Here is a 24841-nt window from a genome sequence, read left to right on the forward strand (position 1 = left end):
CCTACCTCCCTTTTAGTCTACAGGTTATCCCAATTATTCCTTAGTTGTCTCAACTTCAACATTCAATTTATCTGCTGATTGATGATCATCGTCATCTTCCGTATCACGCATTTCAATTTCTGTATCGTTGATAGACATCATTTTAACGTCCATACCTAAACTTTGCAGTTCTTTAATCAATACTTTGAATGATTCAGGAACGCCTGGTTCTGGAACATTTTCACCTTTAACAATTGCTTCATACGTCTTAACACGTCCAATAACATCATCAGACTTCACTGTTAAGATTTCTTGAAGAGTATAAGCAGCACCATAAGCTTCAAGTGCCCAAACCTCCATCTCACCGAAACGCTGTCCACCGAACTGAGCTTTACCTCCAAGAGGTTGCTGCGTTACAAGTGAGTATGGTCCAGTAGAACGAGCATGAAGTTTATCGTCAACCATGTGCGCAAGTTTGATCATATACATGACACCAACAGATACACGGTTATCGAATGGCTCACCAGTACGTCCGTCATACAGGATTGTTTTCGCGTCATTTGCCATACCAGCTTCTTCAATTGTGCCCCATACATCTTCCTCACGAGCACCATCGAATACCGGTGTTGCAATGTGAATACCAAGGTATCTTGCTGCCATACCAAGATGAAGCTCTAATACCTGACCGATATTCATACGAGATGGTACCCCTAATGGGTTTAACATGATATCGATTGGCGTACCATCTGGTAAGTAAGGCATATCTTCTTCCGGTAAAATACGGGAGATAACACCTTTGTTACCATGACGACCGGCCATTTTGTCACCTTCAGAAATTTTACGCTTTTGAACGATATATGCACGTACAAGTTGATTCACGCCTGGTGGCAATTCATCGCCATCTTCACGGTTAAACACTTTTACGTCTAAGATAATACCGCCACCACCGTGTGGTACACGTAGTGATGTATCACGTACTTCACGTGCTTTTTCACCGAAGATTGCATGTAATAGACGTTCTTCTGCCGTTAATTCTGTTACACCTTTTGGCGTTACTTTACCAACAAGTAGATCTCCATCTTTTACTTCAGCACCGACGCGAATAATACCGCGCTCGTCAAGATTACGAAGTGCATCTTCTCCAACATTCGGGATATCACGTGTAATTTCTTCTGGTCCAAGCTTCGTATCACGAGCTTCTGATTCATATTCTTCAATATGGATAGAAGTGTACACATCATCTTTTACAAGGCGCTCACTCATGATGATCGCATCCTCATAGTTATAACCGTCCCATGTCATAAAGCCAACAAGCACGTTACGTCCAAGCGCCAGTTCACCTAGTTCCATAGAAGGACCATCCGCAAGGATTTCACCTTTTACAACTTGGTCTCCAACACTTACGATTGGACGTTGGTTGTAGCAAGTTCCTTGGTTAGAACGAATGAATTTTTGCATTTTGTAGCGATCTAAGTCGCCTTTTACTGTTTGACCGTCAACGTCTACATAGCGACGTACCCAAACTTCACGTGCTTCTACGCGCTCAACAACACCAGGCTGTTTACAGATTACTGCAGCACCTGAGTCTTTTGCTGATACGTACTCCATACCTGTACCTACAATCGGAGATTCCGGATTTATTAACGGAACCGCCTGACGTTGCATGTTCGCTCCCATAAGTGCGCGGTTAGAGTCATCGTTTTCTAAGAACGGAATACAAGCTGTCGCTGCCGACACTACTTGTTTTGGAGATACATCCATGTAGTCGATGCGTTCTTTATTTGTGACAATGTTTTCACCACGGAAACGAGCTACGATATCTTCATCAAGGAATTCCCCTACTTCAGATAATTTCATATTCGCTTGGGCTACAACATAGTTATCTTCTTCATCTGCTGTTAAATAATCAACCTGCCCTGTTACAAGACCAGTTTCTGGGTCAACACGACGGTATGGCGTTTCAATGAAACCAAACTCATTTACTTTCGCAAACGAAGATAATGAGTTAATCAAACCGATGTTTGGTCCCTCTGGTGTTTCAATTGGACACATACGACCATAGTGAGAGTAGTGAACGTCACGTACTTCAAAGCCTGCGCGCTCACGCGTTAAACCACCGGGTCCTAATGCAGATAGTCTTCGTTTGTGAGTTAACTCTGCTAATGGGTTTGTTTGATCCATGAACTGAGATAACTGAGAACTTCCGAAGAACTCTTTAATAGATGCAATAACCGGGCGAATGTTAATTAACGCTTGTGGTGTAATTGCATTTGTATCTTGAATCGACATTCTCTCACGAACAACACGTTCCATACGAGAAAGACCGATACGGAATTGGTTTTGTAGTAACTCTCCTACAGAACGCAGACGACGATTTCCTAAGTGGTCAATATCATCTGTATCCCCTACTTTATATAGCAAGTTAAAGAAGTAGCTAATAGAAGCAAGAATATCACCTGGTGTGATGTGTTTTATATCACGAGTAATATTTGCATTCCCAATTACGTTTATAGATCGTTCGCCTTCTGATTCTGGAGCATAAATCTTAATAGATTGCAGCTCAACATCGCCTGCTACCACTCCACCCATTGGTTTCGCTGTTTTGAATCCAATGTTTTTCTCTAAGTAAGGTAGAATGCGATCCAGTGTACGACGATCTAAGACTGTTCCTTCTGCCGCTAAAATTTCACCAGTTTCTGGATCCACCAGTGTTTCAGCTAAACGTTGGTTAAACAATCTGTTTTTAATGTGTAGCTTTTTGTTGATCTTATAGCGACCTACATTTGCTAAATCGTAGCGCTTCGGATCAAAGAAACGAGACACAAGTAAGCTCTTTGCATTTTCTACTGTTGGTGGTTCACCAGGGCGTAGACGCTCATAAATTTCAAGCAATGCCTTCTCAGTGCTATCTGTGTTGTCTTTTTCTAACGTATTGCTTAAGTATTCGTTATCACCTAAAAGCTCGGTGATTTCTTGATCAGAGCCAAACCCTAATGCGCGTAACAAAACAGTTACAGGAAGTTTACGCGTACGGTCAATACGCACATATACAACATCCTTAGCATCTGTTTCATACTCTAACCAAGCTCCGCGGTTTGGAATTACAGTAGCAGTAAAACCACGTTTTCCGTTTTTATCCACTTTGCCACTATAGTATACGCTTGGAGAGCGAACTAACTGGGAAACGATAACACGTTCTGCACCGTTAATTACGAATGTTCCAGTCTCTGTCATGAGTGGGAAATCTCCCATGAACACATCTTGTTCTTTTACTTCACCAGTTTCCTTGTTGATTAGACGCACTTTTACACGAAGTGGTGCTGCATACGTCACATCACGCTCTTTGCATTCTTCTACAGAGTATTTAGGTTCACCCAAGCTGTAGTCGATAAATTCAAGCGATAGATTTCCCGTAAAGTCTTCGATCGGAGAAATGTCTTGGAACATTTCTCGCAAACCCTCATCAAGAAACCACTGATAAGAAGAGGTTTGAATTTCGATAAGATTTGGTAACTCTAATACTTCACTAATACGGGCATAACTTCTTCGTTGGCGGTGGCGTCCGTATTGAACTAGTTGACCTGTCAACTGCTTCACCCCTCAAATCATGAGTATTATAAATGCACAAAAAAATTTGTGCAAAATCACAAATAAATACAACTACTGCTATTAGCGTAGTTTTTTTCTCTTAAAGATAGATACGTTGAGTCTTTCTACCTGCTCAAAAAAGAAAAATGGCTTCTATAAGAAAACCATCATTCTGTTTCATAATCTGCTGATTTTACTATCTTTTCCAAGAGAAGCAAAAATATACATCTTTCTCAACGCAGAAAATCATATATTGGCATTGTATAATGTTAACATAGCCAAAAATAACCGTCAACGCTTTTTTGATTTTATGATATAATATCCTTTTTTCTTTTCTACAACTTCAACTTCAGAAAATACTTCTTCTAGTTTTTTCATCGCAGATGGCGCACCTTGTTTCTTTTGAATAACAATCCACAATTCTCCACCTGAAACTAAATACTCCGCAGCCTTTTCTAAAATCTCATGCACGATATCTTTACCAGCACGAATTGGAGGATTAGATAGAATAACAGCATACTTGCCATCTACATTTTCATAGACACTACTTTGCAAAATACGTATATTTTCAATTCTGTTATTAGCGGCATTTTCTTTTGCAAGTCCCAAGGCCCTTTCATTCACATCCACCATGTGAATTTCACGATTTTGAAACTCTTTCGCTAACGACAAACCGATTGGACCGTACCCACATCCTACGTCTAACACATTACCTTTAACATCTGGCATTTGAAACGCTTCAATTAAAAGACGAGAACCAAAGTCCACTTCGTTTTTCGAGAACACCCCATGGTCAGATAAAAAAGTAAATCGAGATTCACGAAGTGTAACTTCCCATCGTTTACGATCACTTTTACTAGAAGGGTCGTTAGAAAAATAATGGTCTGCCATATGGCCACCTCTTTTCTTTACAGTTAAAAAAAAAGCTCGCATAAGAGCGAGCTTTTTTTAAAGCACCAAAAGTTAATTACTTAACTTCTACAGCAGCGCCAACTTCTTCAAGTTTAGCTTTCATTTCTTCAGCTTCCTCTTTAGTAACGCCTTCTTTGATTGCTTTTGGAGTGTTGTCAACTAATTCTTTAGCTTCTTTTAAGCCAAGACCAGTGATTTCACGTACAGCTTTGATAACTTTGATTTTTTGAGCGCCAGCACTTGCAAGTACTACGTCAAATTCAGTTTGCTCAGCAGCAGCTTCACCAGCGCCACCAGCTACAGCTACAGGAGCAGCAGCAGTTACGCCGAATTCTTCCTCGATAGCTTTTACTAAGTCGTTAAGTTCTAATACAGTCATAGATTTAACTGCTTCAATGATTTGTTCTTTAGTCATTGTAAATATCCTCCCTTAAATAGGTTTGTATTGTTTTATAGATAACAAGTAATTATCTTTTAAAAAATTAAGCGCCTTGCTCTTCCTTTTGATCTGCAACTGCTTTAGTAGCAAGTGCAAGGTTACGGATTGGAGCTTGAAGAACGCTAAGAAGCATAGAAAGTAAGCCTTCACGTGATGGAAGAGTAGCGATAGCTTTAACCTCATCAAGTGTTACAAGTTTACCTTCGATTACGCCCGCTTTAATTTCTAAAGCTTCATGATTTTTAGCGAAGTCGTTTAATACTTTCGCAGGAGCAACTACATCCTCGTTACTGAACGCGATTGCGTTTGGTCCTGTTAAGAATTCGTTTAACTCAGCCATTTCAGCAGACTCTGCAGCACGACGAGTTAAAGAGTTTTTGTAAACTTTGAACTCAACGCCAGCTTCACGTAAGTTTTTACGTAATTCTGTTGCTTCAGAAACTGTTAAACCACGGTAGTCAACAACAATTGTAGATTTACTCGCGCGAAGTTTTTCAGCGATTTCAGTTACAACTTGTTGTTTAGTTTCGATTACTTTGCTCATGTTATTACACCTCCTGTAGATTATATAGAAGATGTACCGAAAGTGCACTAAAAACCTCCATGCCCAACTTGTAGACATGGAGGCATATAGTCACAGAAAAAAGATTCCGCTTCGTATATTAACACCTAGGTAGGAAATTAAGTCGAATCGACTCCTACTGTCTACGGTACACTATTAAAATTCACAACATAAATGATTATATTAAAACTTCTTTATGAAGTCAACTTCCAATTTTTACGCAAGTGTAGAAATGTCTACGCGTACGCCAGGTCCCATTGTAGAAGCAACAGTTGCGTTCTTCATGTAAGTACCTTTTGCAGCAGCTGGCTTAGCTTTTTGTAGCGTGTCAGCAATTGTTTTGAAGTTTTCTACTAATTTAGCATCTTCGAAAGATACTTTACCGATTGGAACGTGGATGTTACCAGCTTTATCAACGCGGTATTCAACTTTACCAGCTTTGATTTCGTTAACAGCTTTAGTTACATCGAAAGTAACTGTTCCAGTTTTAGGGTTTGGCATTAAACCTTTAGGTCCTAATACACGACCAAGTTTACCAACTTCACCCATCATGTCAGGAGTTGCTACTACTACATCGAAATCGAACCAACCTTTTTGGATTTTACCGATGTAATCAGCATCGCCTACGAATTCAGCGCCAGCAGCTTCAGCTTCTTTTGCTTTTTCGCCTTTAGCGAATACTAATACACGTTGTACTTTACCAGTACCGTGTGGAAGAACAACTGCACCACGAATTTGTTGGTCAGCTTTCTTAGGGTCAACACCTAAACGGAATGCAGCTTCTACAGTTGCATCAAATTTAGCTGTGTTTGTTTTCTTTACTAATTCTACTGCTTCTGTTGCAGAGTAAGCAGATGCACGATCAACAAGCTTCGCAGCTTCAACGTACTTTTTACCTCTTTTAGCCATGTTTGTTTCCTCCTTGAATGTGGTTTTAGCGGAATAACCTCCCACGTTTACGCCTTCATTCCGGGAACCCCCGAGGATGTGCGCCCATCCATTTATTTAAAAATGATGATCATTTACGATAATAAAGGTTGCGAATTGGAATTCCAGACCCGCAACCTTTTTTACAAAAAACAAATCGAATTAGTCTTCGATAACGATGCCCATACTGCGCGCAGTACCTTCAACCATACGCATTGCAGCTTCTACGCTAGCAGCGTTTAGGTCAGGCATTTTAGTTTCAGCGATTTCGCGTACTTTATCACGCTTAACAGTTGCCACTTTATTACGGTTTGGTTCACCAGAACCAGACTCAATACCAGCTACTTTCTTAAGAAGAACAGCAGCAGGAGGAGTTTTAGTAATGAAAGTGAATGAACGGTCCTCAAATACCGTAATTTCAACAGGGATGATAAGACCAGCTTGATCAGCTGTACGAGCGTTAAACTCTTTACAGAAGCCCATGATGTTAACACCTGCTTGTCCTAATGCTGGACCAACCGGCGGAGCTGGATTAGCTTTACCTGCAGGAATCTGAAGTTTTACCATTTTAATTACCTTTTTAGCCACGAGACACACCTCCTTAAGTCCGTGATGTGGTCAATTGGGCAGTGATTTGCCCTCCCACTTCATATTTTATCATAATGATAAAATCTTTTTCAAAAAACGTCTCCGTTACCGAAGACGTACTGACTTAAAAGATATTATCACTTTTTACAATTCATTTCAAGTTTCATTTTATAATTTTTCGATTTGATGGAAATCAAGTTCAACCGGAGTCTCGCGACCGAACATGTCTACAAGCACGCTAACTTTTTTCTTTTCCACATCAATTTCTTCAATCGCACCTGTATAATCCGCGAATGGTCCCTCATTTACACGCACTGTTTCATGAAGTTCAAATTCGAAATCAACCACTTCATTGTCCATTCCCATATGCTTCATGATGGTAACAACTTCCTCTTCTAATAGAGGCGATGGTTTAGATCCTGAACCAGAAGAACCGACAAAACCTGTTACACCTGGCGTGTTACGAACAACATACCAAGAATCGTCAGTCATGATTAGTTCTACTAATACGTAACCTGGGAACACTTTTCTTTTCGTTATTTTTTCTTTACCATTTTTCATTTCTACTTCTACTTCTTCCGGGACAACAACACGGAAAATTTTATCTTGCATACCCATTGATTCTACACGTTTCTCTAGGTTTGCTTTTACTTTATTTTCATATCCAGAATAAGTATGGACAACATACCAACTTTTTTCCATTCATTTAGGACGAGCGTCCTTCCCTCCCTGACGTACATTTTTTTGCGCAAATGAAAAAACCCGTTCACCGGGCTTTTACACAGTTCTTATAAATAACATTATATCATGGATAAGTGCTTCTTATTCAAGAATTAACCAAGAATTAACCGAATTAAAGAAGAAATGCCCATATCAACCACTGCGAAGAAAATCGCAAAGAACACAACTGTCGCGATAACAGTCGTTGTTGATCGGAGTAATTCATCTTTTTTAGGCCAACTTACTTTTTTCATTTCGCGACCTACATCGCCGAAAAAGTTCGTTAAACGCATCTACGGGACCTCCAGTTTATTATTTCAATTATTTATTTTGTTTCTTTGTGAACTGTATGCTTATTGCATGTTTTACAAAACTTCTTTATCTCAAGTCGCTCTACTGAGCTCGTATCTTTCATCGTAGAGTAGTTTCGATTTTTACACTCTTCACATGAGAGTACAACTTTTTTCCTCATTAGTTACACCAACCTTGTAACATTGTCCCTAAAAATGTATCATACAACAAAAGACAATGTCAATGTCATGACTTTCACTCTCTTAACAAAAAGAAAACAGGTGAATTATTTTACACCTGCGGCACTTGCTATGAATTTAAAGTTGTGCTTTCTCTCATCTCCATATATCTTTCTAATTTCCTTTTTACACGCTGCAATGCGTTATCAATAGATTTCACGTGCCTGTTTAACTGTTCTGAAATTTCTTGATAGGAACGACCATCTAAGTATAAAGAGAGCACTTTCCTTTCTAAATCGCTTAATAATTCAGATATTTTAGATTCTATGTCTGTATATTCTTCCTGACTTATAATCATCTCTTCTGGATCAGTTACTTTCGATTCCGAAATAACATCTAATAATGTTCGATCAGATTCCTCATCGTAAATTGGCTTGTCTAAAGACACATACGAATTTAACGGAATATGTTTTTGCCTTGTTGCTGTTTTAATAGCGGTAATAATTTGTCGAGTGATACACAGTTCAGCAAATGCTTTGAACGAAGACAGCTTGTCCCCTTTATAATCACGAATAGCTTTAAACAATCCAATCATGCCTTCTTGAACAATATCTTCTCGATCGGCACCCACTAAGAAATAAGATCTTGATTTCGCGCGAACAAAGTTCTTATATTTGTGAATTAAATATTCTAGAGCGTCAGTATTACCTTTTCGAACTAACTCAACGATTGCCTCATCCTCTAAATCACGAAATGTAACGTCACCTACACTTACGAAGCCTGCTTCCACCCTGATCCCTCCGACCGCTATATATTTAGCAATATTATACAGTAAAAAGATAAAGAGCGTCAATGCTTCAACGCTCTCCTCTTCTTAATTTTTCTAATTTTTCTGTAATATCTTCACTAAATATCTTTCGCATGGCGGGTTGCTTTTCTTTCGTGTCTTTGGTACACCTTCTTACTTGTTGTTCCATCGCTTGCACTTCTAACTCTAATTCACGCGCAGATTTTCGAAGTGCACCTTGCGCAAATATAATCCATTGCTCCGTATAATCCGAAGTTGCAACGTATATTTGTGTATTTATATTTCTAAGCTCAATCGCAAGTTGTTCTATCTTTTCATCTGCGGTTTGATTTTTTCTCGTGAATATTACTTCCACCCGTGATTGTTTCATCTTTTTTTCAATACCATAGACTGTATAGGCATCAAAGACAATCATTACCTTTGTGCCTGTATAGCCTTGATAATCCGCCATCTTATCAATAAGTGCGTCTCTTGATGACTGTAAATCTACATCCCGCAGTTTCTTCAAGTCTCCCCAAGCCCCGATAATGTTGTAACCGTCAACGATTAAAATATCGTTCATTTTTTATTTACCAATTTCGTGACGTTTACGATATACCTCATACATTAACAAACTTGCGGCTACTGAAGCATTTAAGGATGTAACTTTACCGACCATCGGTAAAGTAATTAGGAAATCACACTTTTCACCAATAATACGACTCATACCTTTTCCTTCACTACCAATTACTAGTCCGATTGGCATATTACCATCTAAATTACGGTAATCTGTTTTCCCTTTGGCATCTGTACCAGCAATCCAAAGTCCACGTTCTTTTAATTCATCAATTGTACGCGATAAGTTTGTTACACGTGCAACAGGAATATATTCAATTGCCCCAGTCGACGCTTTCGCAACTGACGCTGTAAGCCCCACCGCTCTTCTTTTTGGAATAATAACCCCATGAGCCCCTGTTGCATCCGCAGTACGCATAATAGAGCCTAAGTTATGTGGGTCTTCAATTTCATCTAAAATTAAGAAGAACGGATCTTCATTGCGTTTTTCTGCTAATTTAAACAAATCCTCTAACTCAGCATATTGATATGCAGCTACTTGAGCAATTACACCTTGATGATTACCCTCAACCAATTGATCTAATTTCTTCTTTGGTGCGTGTTGCAAGATAACCTTATTCTCTTTTGCTAATGCTAGTACAATTTGCACTTGTCCTTTGGCAGCACCTTCCGCTACCAAAATTTTATTAATATCTCGCCCCGCTCTTAAAGCTTCAATTACAGGGTTACGTCCGATAATATATTCACTACTCATGATGATGTGCTCCCTTCCTTTTCTTCCAAAACGTCAATCGCCTTATATACAATCTCGTCCAATCTTTCACGATTATTCAACAAGTGATGATAACCGATTAGCGCTTCAAAGGCTGTACTGTGTCGATATGTTTGTACATCTGTATTTTTTGGAACAGTACCCGAATTCGCATTACGCCCTCTTCTTAATACCGCCTCTTCCTCTTCTGTCAAAAATGCCGTTTCTAATAAATGATAAACAACTTTCGCCTGTGCTTTTGCCGAAACAAAGCTCGTCCCTAAGCGATGTAATTGATTAGGGCGAACTTTCCCCTTTTGAAGGAGGTGATAGCGGATATATTGCTCATATACCGCATCACCCATATATGCTAAAGCTAAGCTGTTTAATTGCTTTGCATCAATCATTCTTATCCTCTTTTCCATCTTGTACCTTGAGCGGTATCTTCTAAAATAATATTACGTCCTTTTAAATCATCGCGAATTTGATCAGATAGTGCGAAGTCACGATTTTGACGAGCTTCAATACGCTTTTGGATTAGTGCTTCAATTTCTTCATCAAGCAACTCTTCTTGCGCTAATTCTAATCCTAAAATACTAAATAATGTTTCAAGTTGTTTTACATACGCTTCAATTACAACTTTAGAAGTATGTTCTTCTAACAAATATTGATTTGCGTGATTTGCTACGTTATATAATTCAGTAATCGCATTAGCCGTATTGAAATCATCATCCATCGCTTCTTCGAATGCAACCTGGAACTTTTCCATTTCAGCTAACCATTTTTCATTATGGTCCGTTAAATCCGTACTACTTTCCATACGATGCTTTAAGTTACCGTAAGCTGTTTTAATTCTTTCTAGTCCATTATTAGTACTTTGCAATAAATCCTCGCTAAAGTTAATTGGGTGACGGTAATGTACCGATAGCATAAAGAACCTGATTAACTGTGGATCATATTGTTTAATGATATCGTGAACTAAAATGAAGTTTCCAAGCGACTTAGACATCTTCTCGTTATTAATATTAATATATCCGTTATGCATCCAATAACGTGCAAATGTTTTTCCTGTCAACGCCTCAGACTGCGCAATTTCATTTTCATGATGAGGAAACGCTAAATCTTGACCACCAGCATGAATATCAATTGTATCCCCTAAATATTTACGCGCCATTGCTGAGCATTCAATATGCCACCCTGGGCGTCCTTTCCCCCAAGGGCTTTCCCAGAAGATTTCTCCTTCTTTCGCAGCTTTCCATAAAGCAAAATCAAGAGGGTCTTGTTTCTTTTCTCCTACTTCAATACGTGCACCGTGACGTAAGTCTGCAATCGGTTGATGTGATAATTTACCGTAACCTTCGAATTCTTTCGTTTTAAAGTACACATCACCTTCTGATTCATATGCATACCCTTTATTCACAAGTTCTTGAATAAATTCAATAATGATATCCATATTTTCCGTTACACGTGGATGAACCGTTGCATGTTTGCAACCTAGTGCCGTTACATCTTCAAAGTAAGCTTCAACAAAACGATCTGCAATTGTTGGCACATCTTCACCTAATTCATTTGCCGCCTTAATTAATTTATCATCCACGTCAGTAAAGTTAGATACATACTGCACATCATATCCTTTATATTCTAAGTAACGGCGTACTGTATCAAACACCATAGGTGGTCTTGCATTCCCAATGTGAATGTAGTTATACACTGTAGGTCCGCACACATACATCTTTACCTTATTTTCTTCTAGTGGCATAAACTCTTCTTTTTGACGCGTTAACGTATTATAAATGTGAATAGTCATTTTTATCCTTCCTTCCTACCTTTACTTCGAGTTGCTTTCTCAATTTATCAAGTTCTACTTCCATAACCTTTAATTTATCAAAAATCGGATCCGGAAGATCAGAATGATTTAATTCTTGACCAATCTTTACTCCATTTTGAATAACGACTCGGCCAGGTATACCTACAACTGTAGAATGCGCAGGAACTTCCTTTAACACGACAGATCCTGCTCCAATTTTAGAATTCTCTCCAATAGTAATAGAACCTAGTACTTTAGCACCTGTTGCAATTAATACATTATCCTGAATTGTAGGGTGCCTCTTTCCTTTTTCTTTACCTGTACCACCTAATGTGACACCTTGATAAATTGTTACGTTTTCGCCAATTTCACACGTTTCTCCAATTACAACCCCCATTCCATGATCAATGAAAAAACGACGACCAATAGTTGCTCCTGGATGAATCTCAATGCCAGTAAAAAAACGACTAACTTGCGAAATCCAACGTGCCATAAAGAAAAAATCCCTTTTATAAAAAGCATGTGCAATTCGATGGGCCCAAACTGCATGTAATCCAGAGTAAGTTAAAATGACTTCGAAATAACTTCTTGCCGCTGGATCCTGTTCAAAAACGACTTCAATATCTTCCCGAAGCCTCTTAAACATCGATGTCCCCTCCCCTTTATGGGCTGCTTTTTTCGAGTGAACTAACTCCCCACTTCCCCCTAAATCTTTATACAAGGGGATAAAACTTATACTCACACCATTTACATGGTATAAAAAAAAGACGCCTCTGTCATATAGACAGAGACGCCTTTTAAGCGCGGTTCCACTCTGTTTAGGCTAAAGAAGCCTCAAACTCATCCATGATAACGGTTTACACCGCTTCTGTTTACTTTGCGCCCTAAGACGTTCCGCGAAATACTTCGCTGTTCAACAGAAGACTCGAAGGGGCATTTCAAAAATCCGCTTATAAACCACTTCCAGCCTAAGGGTGGTTCTCTCTGTAAAAAGCCTGATTTTCTACTTCTCCTTCTCGTCGCTTTTCCTTATTAGATTTTAGATATACTTATTATATTGCTAAACCTAGAAAATGTTAACCAATTACTTTTTGAATACGATTTAAAACTTTTTCTTTTCCAAGAAGAGCAATAGCGTTAGGAAGCTCTGGACCATGTGTTTGTCCAGTAGTAGCAACACGGATTGGCATAAATAGGTTTTTACCTTTATGTCCTGTTTCTTTTTGAACTGCTTTAATAGCCGCCTTAACTGCCGCTGGCTCCATTGCTTCTAAAGCTTCTAATTGATCGGCAAATGCACGAAGTACTTCAGGTACTTGTTCACCTTTCAATACTTCTTGTCCCTCTTCTTCATGATCAACATGATCTTTAAAGAACATTTCAGAAAGCTCTACAATTTCAGCTCCAAAGCTCATTTGGTCATGATATAAAGCAATTACATCACGAACCCACGCTTGTTCTTGTTCGCTTAAGTTTTCACCTACGCGACCCGCCTTCACTAAATGCGGTAAGCTTAGTTCAACAACCGTATCTAAATCTTGTTTTTTCATATATTGGTTGTTCATCCATTTTAGTTTTTGGGAATCAAATAATGCAGGTGATTTTGATAAACGAGCTGCATCAAACATTTTGATAAACTCATCTTGAGAGAAGACTTCTTCTTCACCTACTGGTGACCAACCTAATAATGCAATAAAGTTAAAGATTGCTTCTGGAAGATATCCAAGCTCTTTATATTGCTCAATAAATTGAATAATAGATTCGTCACGCTTACTTAGCTTTTTACGGCTTTCGTTTACAATTAAAGTCATATGACCGAACTTCGGGATATCCCAACCGAAAGCTTCATAAATCATCATTTGTTTTGGCGTGTTTGAAATATGATCATCACCACGAAGTACGTGTGTAATCTCCATTAAGTGATCATCTACCGCTACCGCAAAGTTATAAGTTGGAATTCCATCTTTTTTCACGATAACGAAATCACCAAAATCATTTGAATGGAATGCAACTTCATCTTTTACGAGATCTTTAAACGTGTAGTCGCTATCAGCCGGCACACGGAAGCGAATACTTGGAATACGGCCTTCAGCCTCAAATCCTTTAATTTGCTCCTCAGTTAAATCACGGTGGTTTCCTGCATAACGCGGTGTTTCACCACGAGCGATTTGACCTTCACGCTCTGCTTCTAGCTCTTCTTCTGTCATATAACATTTGTAAGCTAAATCACGCTCTAATAAATCTTTATATAATTTTTTATAAATATCTAAACGCTCTGTTTGACGATATGGTCCAAATTCACCACCAACATCAACACCTTCATCCCAGTCCATACCGAGCCATTTCAAGTATTTTAATTGGCTTTCTTCTCCACCAGCAACATTACGTTTCACATCAGTATCTTCAATACGAATAATAAACTTACCATCTTGATGACGAGCAAATAAATAATTAAATAATGCCGTACGCGCATTTCCGATATGTAAGTGTCCTGTTGGACTTGGCGCATAGCGCACTCTCACTTGCTTTTCCATAGTTGGTACACCTTCCAATCTTAATGTCAACACATTCTATAATTGTACACCAAAAAAACGTGATTATCCATCTTACGAATTAAAAACCACTATTTTTTCTGTAATAAAGCAACCGCTTGAGAAGCAATCCCTTCTTCTCTACCTGTAAATCCTAATTTTTCTGTTGTTGTTGCCTTTACATTAATATTATCAATAGACGTTTCTAATAGTTCACTAATGCGTTTACGCATGCTTTCAATATGCGGTGCCATTTTTGGCTTTTGGGCAATAATTGTACAATCTAGGTTCCCTAGCTCATAACCTTGTTCACGCACAAATTCCCAAACTTTTTGTAACAATACAGCTGAATCCGCATCTTTAAAGGCAGGATCTGTATCAGGAAAATGTTTTCCAATATCTCCTGCTGCAATTGCTCCTAGACATGCGTCAGCAATCGTATGTAACAATACATCTGCATCCGAGTGACCGATTAATCCTTTTTCATGAGGAATTGTAATTCCACCGATAATTAACGGTCTACCTTCCGCAAATTCATGTACATCAAAACCTTGTCCAATTCGAAACATTCTTTACATCCTCCTCAATCTAAACTACTTTATGAATTCTATATTATATTGCTATCTCTATAAAGAAAAGCCCGGCAACTGCCGAGCTTTTCTTTACTATAATACCATCACTTCTATTTCTTCTGAACATGAAGGAAACTTTCAGCAATTAGTAAATCCTCTGGAGTCGTCACTTTAATATTATAGTAACTCCCCTCTACTACGCCTACTTTCTTCCCTACACGTTCTACGAGACTTGCGTCATCTGTACCAAGAAAACAACTTTGCTTTGCACTTCTATGAGCTTCTAATAAAAGAGGAACAGAAAATCCTTGCGGTGTTTGAACCGCTTTAAGCTGAGAACGTTCTACCGTTTCAACAACAACACCCTGTTCTACTTTCTTAATGGTATCCTTCACTGGCACCGCACAAATGGAAGCACCATATTTCTCTGCTGCAGTTAATACATCTTGCATCATCTTATTCGTTACGAACGGGCGCGCACCATCGTGTACGAGAACATATTCAACACCACTCACATACTGAAGCGCATTATACACACTATCTTGTCTTTCGGCCCCGCCTTGAATAAATTGCACCTGCTTTTCAACCGGGTACTTCTGCATTAACTCCTCAAAATAAGGGCGTTCCTCTTCGTTAATCGCCATGATAATGCGTTTACATGCTTTATCTTTTTCAAAAGCACGTAATGTATGCACAATGATAGGTACTCCATTTATAAGTAAGAACAACTTATTTTTGCCAGCACCCATCCGTTTCCCTTGACCCGCTGCCGGAATAATTAATGTATACATATTAATAATCCTCTACTTATAATGCTTTTTCTAATAATTTACGTTTTGCGAAAATCATACGACCAGCCGATGTTTGCAACACACTTGTAACTAGTACATTAAGTTGCGAACCGACATATTCTCTACCGTCTTCTACTACAATCATCGTGCCATCATCTAAATATGCCACACCTTGATTTTGTTCTTTACCATCTTTCACAACATAAACACTTAATTCTTCGCCAGGGAGTACGACTGGTTTAATTGCATTTGCTAAATCGTTAATATTTAATACTGTTACTCCTTGTAATTCAGAAACTTTGTTTAAGTTGAAATCATTTGTTACAACAGTTCCACCAGTGATTTTAGCTAACTTTACAAGCTTGCTATCCACCTCTTGGATATCCTCAAAATCGCCTTCATAAATTTCCACCGGAATTGGTAGCTCTTTTTGAATACGATTTAAAATGTCTAATCCTCTGCGACCACGATTACGCTTTAATGCATCAGAAGAATCGGCAATATGCTGAAGCTCTTCTAATACGAATTGTGGAATCACAATTGTTCCTTCTAAAAACTTCGTTTGGCAAATATCCGCAATACGTCCATCAATAATTACGCTTGTATCGAGAATTTTCCAATGAGTTGTAGATTTTTCTACCTCTACCTCTTCGTTCTCGCTATTGTTTTTCTTCTTACCTCCACGCTGGGGTAATGTAAATAATCCTAGCAATTCATTTCTCTTTTTAAATCCTACTTGGAATCCTAAATAACCAAGTAAAAGAGTAAAGAACACTTGTAATACTGTACTAATGACTGGAATCGTGAATTCACGAATTGGTATCAAAATTAAATATGCAACAATAAGACCAGAGATCAACCCTAATGTACCAAATAAAACATCCGCTACCGGTGCCTTTACAAGGGCTTCTTCGATATGTTTAATAAGTTGAACAATATAATCCACAAGCCAAAATGTTGTTAAAAATAAAATAATTGCACCAATAATTGCACGAACGTACGATCCCTCAAGCAAAGGAACAGCACCAACGTCCAATACATTAATAACTTTTGGGATTAGAAAAATCCCTAACGCTCCCCCGATCACTAAAAAGAAGAGCTGTACGATCCTTTTTAACATCCAACCACCTCCTACTCATTATTAACCATTGTTTTGCTAATCAAAACGCCGAATGCAAAAGCGGACGTGTTTTTTTGTAAATAGTTTTATTTACCAATATACCATATCATATAACAAAAATGTTCTAGTGTCGTTATATTATGGAATCAATGTAATATTCTTAATTGTGTCTACTCATATAGAGATGCTCTTGAATTCTTTTTAGGCCCTCTCGTATTTTCTTCGCCCTAACTTCCCCAATTCCTTCCACATCATCCAATTCATTAATAGTTGCACGACAAACACCTTGCAATGTTTTAAATCGATTAATTAAATTTTCAATGATAAGTGGTGGAACACGAGAAATTTTGCTTGCGATTCGGTATCCCCTCGGTGTCACGCTTTCTTCTAAGCTCATTTGCCCTGGATAGCCGAGCAATTTAACTAAATCGCTATCCTCTAAAAGCTGTGTATTTGCAAGATCTTGTAACTTTTTCAAAATTTGATGGTGATCCTGCGTTTTTTCTTGATAATAATCCTTAATTAATAACGCTGCCTCTGCTTCTAAGTCGGCTAGTAATTCTGTAAGTTGTAAACGAATTAATCTTCCTTCCGTTCCTAACTCATGAATGTAGCTCACTATTTCATTTTTAATACGCAGTACCATTTCAACACTATGTAAAACGTGAACTACCTCGGACATTGTAACGACCTCTTCAAATTCTAGAATGCCCAAATTCGTAATCCCATCATTCCATACAGCTTTATATTTTTCTAACGTTTGAATAGCTTGGTTTGCCTTTGTTAAAATTACACCTATATCTTTTAGTGTATAACGTAAGTTCCCTTGATATAGTGTAATTACGTTACGTCTTTGTGAAATAGCCACAACAAGGCTAGCCGTCTGCTTTGCTACACGCTCTGCCGTTCGGTGACGCATACCTGTTTCAATAGAATCAATGGATGGATCTGGAACTAATTGTGCATTTGCAATTAAAATTTTGCTCCCAGTTTCATTTAAAATAAGTGCCCCATCCATTTTTGCTAATTCATATAAACTAGCCGGCGAGAATGCACAATTAATGTGAAATCCTCCATCAACAATACTTTTAATCTGCTCATTATACCCAAGAACAATTAGCCCTCCAGTTTGCGCACGAAGTACGTTATCTATCCCTTCGCGTAGTGGTGTTCCTGGGGCAACAAGCTGTAGAATATTAATCATACTTTTGACACGTTGCTTGTTTTCCTCCATAGCCTAGCCTCCTAATGTCAAACGAAGCGCTTCTCCTAAATTAGAAACACCTACTACCTCAATCCCATCTGGAATTGTCCATCCTCCCAAATTTTTTCTAGGAATAATAGCACGTTGAAATCCTAATTTCGCTGCTTCTTGTACACGTTGTTCAATTCTTGATACTCTTCTTATTTCTCCAGTTAGGCCTACTTCTCCTATTACCGCATCGGCTGGTGCAGTAGCTTTATCTCTGAAACTTGAAGCAATACTTAAGGCGACAGCTAAATCGATTGCTGGTTCATCTAATTTCAAGCCACCCGCAACTTTTAAATATGCGTCTTGATTTTGCAACAATAAACCTGTTCTTTTTTCTAGCACTGCCATAATAAGTGAAACGCGGTTATGATCAATTCCCGTCGCCATTCTTCGAGGATTTCCAAAACTAGTAGGGGAGATTAATGCTTGTATTTCTACTAAAACCGGCCTTGTTCCTTCCATTGAAGCAACCACTGTGGATCCTGCAACTCCAACTGGACGTTCCTCAAGGAAAATTTCAGAAGGATTTAGTACTTCTGCAAGACCTAGTTCCTTCATTTCAAAGATACCCATTTCATTTGTGGAACCAAAACGGTTCTTCACAGCTCGCAAAATACGATATGTATGGTGACGATCTCCTTCAAAGTAAAGAACTGCATCAACCATATGTTCTAGCATACGTGGTCCTGCAATTGCCCCTTCTTTTGTCACATGTCCGACGATAAAAATAGGAATCCCTTTCGTCTTTGCAAGTTTCATTAATTCCGCTGTACATTCACGTACTTGCGTTACACTCCCTGGGGCTGACGTCACTTCAGGTAAATGTATCGTCTGGATGGAGTCAATAACAACAAAAGCTGGATTCATCTCCTCAATGTGCGCTGCAATTCTCTGTAAATCAGTCTCTGCTACAACAAATAGATTACTACCCTTTACATGCAAACGATCTGCACGAAGTTTGATCTGCTTTGCTGACTCCTCACCTGATATGTATAGTACATCATATAAAGAATCTGCTAATTGCGATGAAATTTGTAATAACAATGTTGATTTCCCAATCCCAGGGTCTCCACCAATAAGTACTAAAGATCCATCTACAATCCCGCCACCAAGTACACGGTTAAACTCTTGAAATTTCGTTTCAATACGCGCCTCAGACTTTGTTTCTACCTCTGTTAAGCGTCTTGGTTTTGTTACTTCTGATTGAATTGCATTGGCATAATTAAGGCGTCTTGATGATACAACTGGTTCCATCTCTTCAACAAGTGTATTCCATTGACCACATCCAGGACATTTCCCCATATATTTTGGCGACTGATAACCACATTCTTGACATGTAAATTTTGTTTTCTTTTTAGCCATATCTTTTATAGTTCACTTCACTTTCATCTACAAACGTTTATCCTTCTCGTACAAGAAAGAGGGCTATCGCGTAGCCCTCTTTGTTTGTCTATACTTATTTTACCTTTTCCGCACTATGAATGACAAATGATTCTCCTTCTATATCAAAGATAACTTTTTGTCCTTTCTCAATAGCACCTTTTAACAGTTCTTCTGATAGTCTATCTTCTACATGTTTTTGAATTGCTCTACGAAGCGGACGAGCACCGTACTCTCGATCAAACCCTTTATCAGCAATTGCTGAAATTGCTCCTTCTGTTAAATGCAATTCAATCTCTTGTTCTTTTAAGCGATTCACTAACTGATTCACCATGAGAGTTACAATTTCTTGAATATGTTTTTTCTCAAGCATATGGAACACGATAATTTCATCAATACGGTTTAAGAATTCTGGACGAAATGCTTTTTTCAATTCATCCATTACTTTACCTTTCATATCTGAATAATCGCGGCTCTCATCTTGTACGTTAAATCCAAGATGTTTATTACGTTTTAATGCGTCTGCACCAACATTAGACGTCATAATAACAATTGTATTACGGAAATCAACTGTACGTCCTTTAGAATCTGTTAAACGGCCATCTTCTAATACTTGTAGTAAAATATTAAACACATCAGGATGAGCTTTCTCTACTTCATCTAATAAGACAACTGAATATGGCTTACGACGAACTTTCTCTGTTAATTGTCCACCTTCTTCATATCCAACATATCCTGGAGGAGATCCAACTAAACGAGAAGTAGAATGCTTTTCCATGTACTCAGACATATCGATGCGGATCATTGCATCCTCATCACCGAACATAGATTCCGCTAATGCCCTTGCTAGTTCTGTTTTACCTACACCAGTAGGTCCTAGGAAAATAAATGAGCCAATTGGACGTTTCGGATCTTTTAATCCCGCTCTCGCACGACGAACAGCTTTTGCCACAGCTACAACTGCTTCATCCTGCCCAATTAAACGATCATGTAAAATTGATTCCAAGTTTAATAATTTATCTGTCTCTGTTTGTGCAAGTTTAGAAACTGGAATACGCGTCCATGTGGAAACGACATTTGCAATATCTTCTACTGTTACTTCTGAGTTTTCTTGTCCTTGTTTCTCTTTCCACTGACGCTTTGTATCTTCTAACTTTTCACGCAAACGTTGTTCCATATCACGTAAGGAAGCAGCTTTTTCAAATTCTTGGCTTTGTACAGCTGCATCTTTTTCTTTTCTAATTTCCTCAAGCTTCACTTCAAGCTCTTTTAAGTTTGGCGGTGTTGTATAAGAACGTAAGCGCACTTTTGATGCAGCCTCATCAATTAAATCGATTGCTTTATCAGGTAAAAAACGGTCTGTAATGTAACGATCTGAAAGTTTTACAGCCGCATCGATTGCATCATCTGTAATAGATACGCGGTGATGCGCCTCATAACGGTCACGTAAACCTTTTAAAATCTGAACTGATTCTTCTAAGTTTGGTTCATCAACATGAATTGGTTGGAAACGTCTTTCTAATGCCGCATCCTTTTCAATATATTTACGATATTCGTCTAAAGTTGTTGCACCAATACATTGTAATTCACCACGTGCTAAAGATGGTTTTAAAATATTCGATGCATCAATTGCACCTTCCGCCCCTCCTGCACCAATTAACGTATGAAGCTCATCAATAAATAGAATGATGTTACCAGCTTGGCGAATCTCATCCATCACTTTCTTTAAACGATCCTCAAATTCACCACGATATTTTGTTCCAGCAACAACTGTACCCATATCTAATGTCATAACACGCTTATCTCTTAAAGTTTCAGGAACTTCATTATTTACAATTTGCTGTGCTAATCCTTCCGCAATTGCTGTCTTACCTACACCAGGTTCTCCAATTAATACTGGATTGTTTTTTGTTCTACGGCTTAACACTTCAATTACACGTTGAATTTCTTTACTACGTCCAATAACAGGATCTAAACGATTTTCACGTGCAACAACTGTTAAATCACGTGCTAGACTGTCAAGTGTAGGTGTATTCGCATTTGTTGATGAACCACCCTGGTGACCTGAACTAGCTTCATTACTTCCAAGAAGTTGTAACACTTGTTGTCTTGCTTTATTTAGGCTTACACCTAAATTATTTAAAACACGTGCTGCTACACCTTCACCTTCACGGATTAAACCAAGTAAAATATGTTCTGTTCCAACGTAGGAATGGCCTAGCTTACGAGCTTCGTCCATAGACAACTCAATAACTTTTTTAGCACGAGGTGTGTAATGTACTGTTTGAGAAGCTTCTGTTCCACGCCCAATTAATGCTTCTACCTCTTTTTGAACTTTCTCTGGACTTAATCCAAGAGCAATTAACGCCTTTGCTGCAATTCCTTCACCTTCGCGTACAAGCCCAAGTAAAATATGTTCTGTTCCAATATTATTATGCCCAATGCGAATTGCTTCCTCTTGAGATAAAGCTAATACTTTCTGTGCTCGTTCTGTAAATCTTCCAAACATCATAGAAATCGCCTCCTACTTGCGCTTAATTTTGTTCAATTCGTAATCGCTCACGGATTAAGGTTGCTCTTCGATAATCTCTTTCTTCTGGTCCTAAAGGTCCTCCTGCATATTGTTGCAAAATGCCTGGCTGAGTAAGAACCATTAACTCAGTTAAAATATTTCTCGATATACCTTGTATATATCCTAAGTCAATACCAAGCCGTACATCTGATAAGCAATTGGCTGCCTCTGCAGATTGAATTAAACGACTGTTAGCTAGTATTCCGTAAGAACGATATACTTTATCTTCAAGCTCGATACTTGAATTTTGTACAATTAATTCTCTAGCCATTTTTTCTTGATGGATGATTTGTTGAATGACACTCTTTAAATCTGCAATAATATCTTCTTCTGATTTCCCTAGTGTCATTTGATTTGACACTTGAAATATATTACCTAACGCTTCGCTACCTTCACCGTATATTCCTCTTACTACTAACCCTAATTTTTGAATTACTTGTATAATACGGTTAATTCTTTTCGTTAAAACCAGTCCCGGCAAATGAATCATTACCGAAGCCCTTAATCCTGTACCGACGTTAGTCGGGCAACTCGTAATATATCCAAGCGATTCATCAAAAGCATATTCAACCTGTTCCTCGATCCAATTATCTATTTGATTGGCACTTTGAAGCGCCTCTGATAACTGTAAACCTGAAAATAGGCACTGAATCCTAACATGATCCTCTTCATTAAGCATGATACTTATATGTTCACTTTCTGATAGTAGGCATGCTCCGTATTCTGTTCCTGCAAGATTTGGACTAATTAAATGCTTCTCAACTAAAACTCTCCTTTGAAGAGGATTTAATTCATTCATTTTTAATAGTTCAAACTCCCCAAAAGGTTCTACAGGTTTATTTATAAACTTCTTCTTAAATAACTCGTGAATCTGTTTAGCTTCTTCCTCGTTTTGCATAGTAGAGAATTGATATTTTTTAAAATTACGAGCCAAACGAATTCGACTACTTAAAACAATATCAGAATCAGGGCCATCTCCCTTCATCCACGGACTAATCGCTTCATTCATGATTCTGTCCAGTGACATAGAACTATTCCCCCTCTCTATGCTCACTAAGCTGATTTACAAGACCTCGAATTTTATCTCGTACTTCAGCCGCTTTCTCAAATTCCTCTTTCTGTACATATTGTTTCAGATTGAGTTTTAGTTCATCTAATTCTTTCTTTAAGTAGATATTTCCTTCTATACGTTCAGGAATTTTTCCACAATGATCCGTATGCCCACCATGAAGACGTTTTAACAATGGTTTTAAATGCCCCTTAAATGTATCGTAACAAGAAGCACATCCAAAGCGTCCCACTTTTGTAAATTGTTCATATGTCATCTTACAATTCGGACATCTTGATATATTTGTATTTGAAAATGTATCTTGCCCTTCTTCAAACATTGCTGGTTCACTATGCAATAATCCGGCTAATAGGTCATGGAATGAAAAATTAGACTGCGGTGATTGAAAGAAAGACGTATAGCCACTTTGTTCTGCACATTGCTCGCAAAGATGAACTTCCGCCTTTTTTCCGTTGATTACTTTTGTATAATGTAAAGTTGCTGGTCTTATATTACAGTTTTGACAAGTCATCGCTATCCCCCACCTTTACAACAGGAACGATCTATCTCATGATACTTTTCATACATTACTAGATTGTTCTCTTTCCTTAATCCATTTAGTAAAAGCACATGTCATCTTTCAAAATTCCTACAATATTAAACTGCATTATCTTAGTTATCATTCTTAACAAAAGTTATATTTATTTATATTTCAGTGTTCTTAACATTGCGCATAATATTCGAGCCCTAAGTTCATCTCGAGAAGGAACATCCATTAATAATACAGAACGATCTAGTACGCTTAACATAAGTTTAGCTTCACGATTTGTTATAATCCCCTCTTCTATTAAACGTATAATCATACTTTCAGCATTTCCTTGTGCAACGCTATGATCAATCATATGAAGCATTTGATCAATAATGTCTATATCATCATGCAGTTTGACTTTTATAATGCGAATGTAACCTCCTCCACCTCGTTTACTTTCTACTACAAATCCTCTTTCTAACGTAAAACGGGTATTGATTACATAGTTGATTTGAGACGGCACACAATCGAATCGATCAGCGACCTCATTCCTCTTGATTTCAATCGCATTATTATTGCTTAAGTCAATAACTTGCTTTAGATATTTCTCAATGATATCAGATATATTTCTCATTTATCCGCCACCTTTATTGACTTTGACTATCTTTGACTATAATTATATACGTATTAAAAAAATTTGCAACTCTTTTGCTTATTCACTATCCTAGCCACATTTCACAATCTTTAATCAAAAGGACGATTCTTTAAATAAAGATTTTTTAAATTACTATGAATTATAAAAGAAAACACGAAAAAACACGAGTCAAATGACTCGTGTTTTTAGCTTGCTTGGCGACGTCCTACTCTCACAGGGACAAGGTCCCAACTACCATCGGCGCTAGAGAGCTTAACTTCCGTGTTCGGTATGGGAACGGGTGTG

General features: G+C 38.1%; 25 protein-coding genes, 1 rRNA gene and 2 other annotated features. All 26 genes read right to left on the minus strand.

The genetic code is table 11. From position 1 onward, the window contains the following. Nucleotides 1-33 precede the first annotated feature (33 nt). Nucleotides 34-3567, minus strand: a complete 3534-nt coding sequence (gene rpoB, locus ABH960_RS27490; protein ID WP_002113316.1) for a DNA-directed RNA polymerase subunit beta — start codon at nucleotides 3565-3567, stop codon at nucleotides 34-36. Nucleotides 3568-3858: 291 nt separating this feature from the next. Beyond that, complete coding sequence (locus ABH960_RS27495; protein ID WP_404449581.1) at nucleotides 3859-4458, minus strand: class I SAM-dependent methyltransferase; 600 nt, start codon at nucleotides 4456-4458, stop codon at nucleotides 3859-3861. Nucleotides 4459-4534: 76 nt separating this feature from the next. Continuing rightward, nucleotides 4535-4894, minus strand: coding sequence for a 50S ribosomal protein L7/L12 (gene rplL / locus ABH960_RS27500; protein ID WP_002009788.1), 360 nt, complete (start codon nucleotides 4892-4894; stop codon nucleotides 4535-4537). 67 nt (nucleotides 4895-4961) lie between these two features. Continuing rightward, entirely contained in the window at nucleotides 4962-5462 is a 501-nt protein-coding gene (rplJ, locus tag ABH960_RS27505; RefSeq protein ID WP_002009790.1) for a 50S ribosomal protein L10, read from the minus strand. Between the two features lie 39 nt (nucleotides 5463-5501). Further along, nucleotides 5502-5647: a sequence feature (ribosomal protein L10 leader region), on the minus strand. A gap of 49 nt (nucleotides 5648-5696) precedes the next feature. Then, nucleotides 5697-6389 carry a 50S ribosomal protein L1 gene (gene rplA / locus ABH960_RS27510; RefSeq protein WP_404449584.1) on the minus strand — a complete coding sequence of 231 codons (693 nt, stop codon included), beginning with the start codon at nucleotides 6387-6389 and terminating at the stop codon, nucleotides 5697-5699. 180 nt (nucleotides 6390-6569) lie between these two features. Next, nucleotides 6570-6995, minus strand: coding sequence for a 50S ribosomal protein L11 (gene rplK / locus ABH960_RS27515; RefSeq protein WP_001085872.1), 426 nt, complete (start codon nucleotides 6993-6995; stop codon nucleotides 6570-6572). Nucleotides 6996-7163: 168 nt separating this feature from the next. Continuing rightward, nucleotides 7164-7697: a transcription termination/antitermination protein NusG gene (nusG, locus tag ABH960_RS27520; RefSeq protein WP_002009795.1), complete on the minus strand. Its 534-nt coding sequence runs from the start codon at nucleotides 7695-7697 to the stop codon at nucleotides 7164-7166. 131 nt (nucleotides 7698-7828) lie between these two features. Continuing rightward, nucleotides 7829-8008 carry a preprotein translocase subunit SecE gene (gene secE, locus ABH960_RS27525; protein ID WP_002009797.1) on the minus strand — a complete coding sequence of 60 codons (180 nt, stop codon included), beginning with the start codon at nucleotides 8006-8008 and terminating at the stop codon, nucleotides 7829-7831. A gap of 32 nt (nucleotides 8009-8040) precedes the next feature. After that, complete coding sequence (rpmG, locus tag ABH960_RS27530; RefSeq protein WP_012260172.1) at nucleotides 8041-8187, minus strand: 50S ribosomal protein L33; 147 nt, start codon at nucleotides 8185-8187, stop codon at nucleotides 8041-8043. Nucleotides 8188-8315: 128 nt separating this feature from the next. After that, entirely contained in the window at nucleotides 8316-8975 is a 660-nt protein-coding gene (locus ABH960_RS27535; protein ID WP_002009799.1) for an RNA polymerase factor sigma-70, read from the minus strand. Nucleotides 8976-9042: 67 nt separating this feature from the next. After that, nucleotides 9043-9555 (minus strand): NYN domain-containing protein, encoded by a 513-nt coding sequence (locus tag ABH960_RS27540; RefSeq protein WP_002009801.1) that lies wholly within the window; start codon nucleotides 9553-9555, stop codon nucleotides 9043-9045. A 3-nt stretch (nucleotides 9556-9558) separates the two neighbouring features. Then, on the minus strand, nucleotides 9559-10302 hold the full coding sequence (rlmB, locus tag ABH960_RS27545; RefSeq protein ID WP_002091503.1) for a 23S rRNA (guanosine(2251)-2'-O)-methyltransferase RlmB: 744 nt from the start codon (nucleotides 10300-10302) through the stop codon (nucleotides 9559-9561). Next, complete coding sequence (locus tag ABH960_RS27550) at nucleotides 10299-10706, minus strand: Mini-ribonuclease 3 (protein ID WP_002063411.1); 408 nt, start codon at nucleotides 10704-10706, stop codon at nucleotides 10299-10301. The genes rlmB and ABH960_RS27550 overlap by 4 nt, the downstream gene beginning before the upstream one ends. Nucleotides 10707-10708: 2 nt before the next feature. Next, nucleotides 10709-12106 carry a cysteine--tRNA ligase gene (cysS, locus tag ABH960_RS27555; protein WP_002091500.1) on the minus strand — a complete coding sequence of 466 codons (1398 nt, stop codon included), beginning with the start codon at nucleotides 12104-12106 and terminating at the stop codon, nucleotides 10709-10711. Next, complete coding sequence (gene cysE, locus ABH960_RS27560) at nucleotides 12087-12752, minus strand: serine O-acetyltransferase (RefSeq protein ID WP_002169329.1); 666 nt, start codon at nucleotides 12750-12752, stop codon at nucleotides 12087-12089. Before cysE ends, cysS begins: the two co-directional genes overlap by 20 nt. Nucleotides 12753-12889: 137 nt before the next feature. Continuing rightward, nucleotides 12890-13135: a binding site (T-box leader), on the minus strand. A gap of 47 nt (nucleotides 13136-13182) precedes the next feature. Continuing rightward, entirely contained in the window at nucleotides 13183-14640 is a 1458-nt protein-coding gene (gene gltX / locus ABH960_RS27565) for a glutamate--tRNA ligase (RefSeq protein WP_002091496.1), read from the minus strand. Between the two features lie 89 nt (nucleotides 14641-14729). After that, complete coding sequence (ispF, locus tag ABH960_RS27570; RefSeq protein WP_353706480.1) at nucleotides 14730-15206, minus strand: 2-C-methyl-D-erythritol 2,4-cyclodiphosphate synthase; 477 nt, start codon at nucleotides 15204-15206, stop codon at nucleotides 14730-14732. A gap of 113 nt (nucleotides 15207-15319) precedes the next feature. Further along, the gene (gene ispD / locus ABH960_RS27575) at nucleotides 15320-16000 is read right to left on the minus strand and encodes a 2-C-methyl-D-erythritol 4-phosphate cytidylyltransferase (protein ID WP_002009811.1); all 681 of its coding nucleotides are present in this window, start codon (nucleotides 15998-16000) and stop codon (nucleotides 15320-15322) included. A gap of 16 nt (nucleotides 16001-16016) precedes the next feature. Continuing rightward, nucleotides 16017-17120, minus strand: coding sequence for a PIN/TRAM domain-containing protein (locus ABH960_RS27580; RefSeq protein ID WP_002063406.1), 1104 nt, complete (start codon nucleotides 17118-17120; stop codon nucleotides 16017-16019). A gap of 160 nt (nucleotides 17121-17280) precedes the next feature. Then, nucleotides 17281-18354, minus strand: coding sequence for a DNA integrity scanning diadenylate cyclase DisA (gene disA, locus ABH960_RS27585; protein ID WP_000392162.1), 1074 nt, complete (start codon nucleotides 18352-18354; stop codon nucleotides 17281-17283). Between the two features lie 3 nt (nucleotides 18355-18357). Continuing rightward, complete coding sequence (gene radA, locus ABH960_RS27590; RefSeq protein ID WP_002169331.1) at nucleotides 18358-19734, minus strand: DNA repair protein RadA; 1377 nt, start codon at nucleotides 19732-19734, stop codon at nucleotides 18358-18360. A gap of 94 nt (nucleotides 19735-19828) precedes the next feature. Continuing rightward, nucleotides 19829-22264 (minus strand): ATP-dependent protease ATP-binding subunit ClpC, encoded by a 2436-nt coding sequence (gene clpC / locus ABH960_RS27595; RefSeq protein WP_002063405.1) that lies wholly within the window; start codon nucleotides 22262-22264, stop codon nucleotides 19829-19831. Nucleotides 22265-22286: 22 nt separating this feature from the next. Beyond that, entirely contained in the window at nucleotides 22287-23351 is a 1065-nt protein-coding gene (mcsB, locus tag ABH960_RS27600) for a protein-arginine kinase McsB (RefSeq protein WP_404449593.1), read from the minus strand. 4 nt (nucleotides 23352-23355) lie between these two features. Further along, the gene (mcsA, locus tag ABH960_RS27605; RefSeq protein WP_404449595.1) at nucleotides 23356-23904 is read right to left on the minus strand and encodes a protein-arginine kinase activator protein McsA; all 549 of its coding nucleotides are present in this window, start codon (nucleotides 23902-23904) and stop codon (nucleotides 23356-23358) included. 169 nt (nucleotides 23905-24073) lie between these two features. After that, nucleotides 24074-24535, minus strand: a complete 462-nt coding sequence (ctsR, locus tag ABH960_RS27610) for a transcriptional regulator CtsR (protein ID WP_002029353.1) — start codon at nucleotides 24533-24535, stop codon at nucleotides 24074-24076. Nucleotides 24536-24748: 213 nt separating this feature from the next. Next, nucleotides 24749-24841 (minus strand): 5S ribosomal RNA (gene rrf, locus ABH960_RS27615); the annotation flags it as partial.

This window comes from Bacillus sp. RC252, from assembly GCF_044909215.1.
Taxonomy (GTDB): domain Bacteria; phylum Bacillota; class Bacilli; order Bacillales; family Bacillaceae_G; genus Bacillus_A; species Bacillus_A mycoides.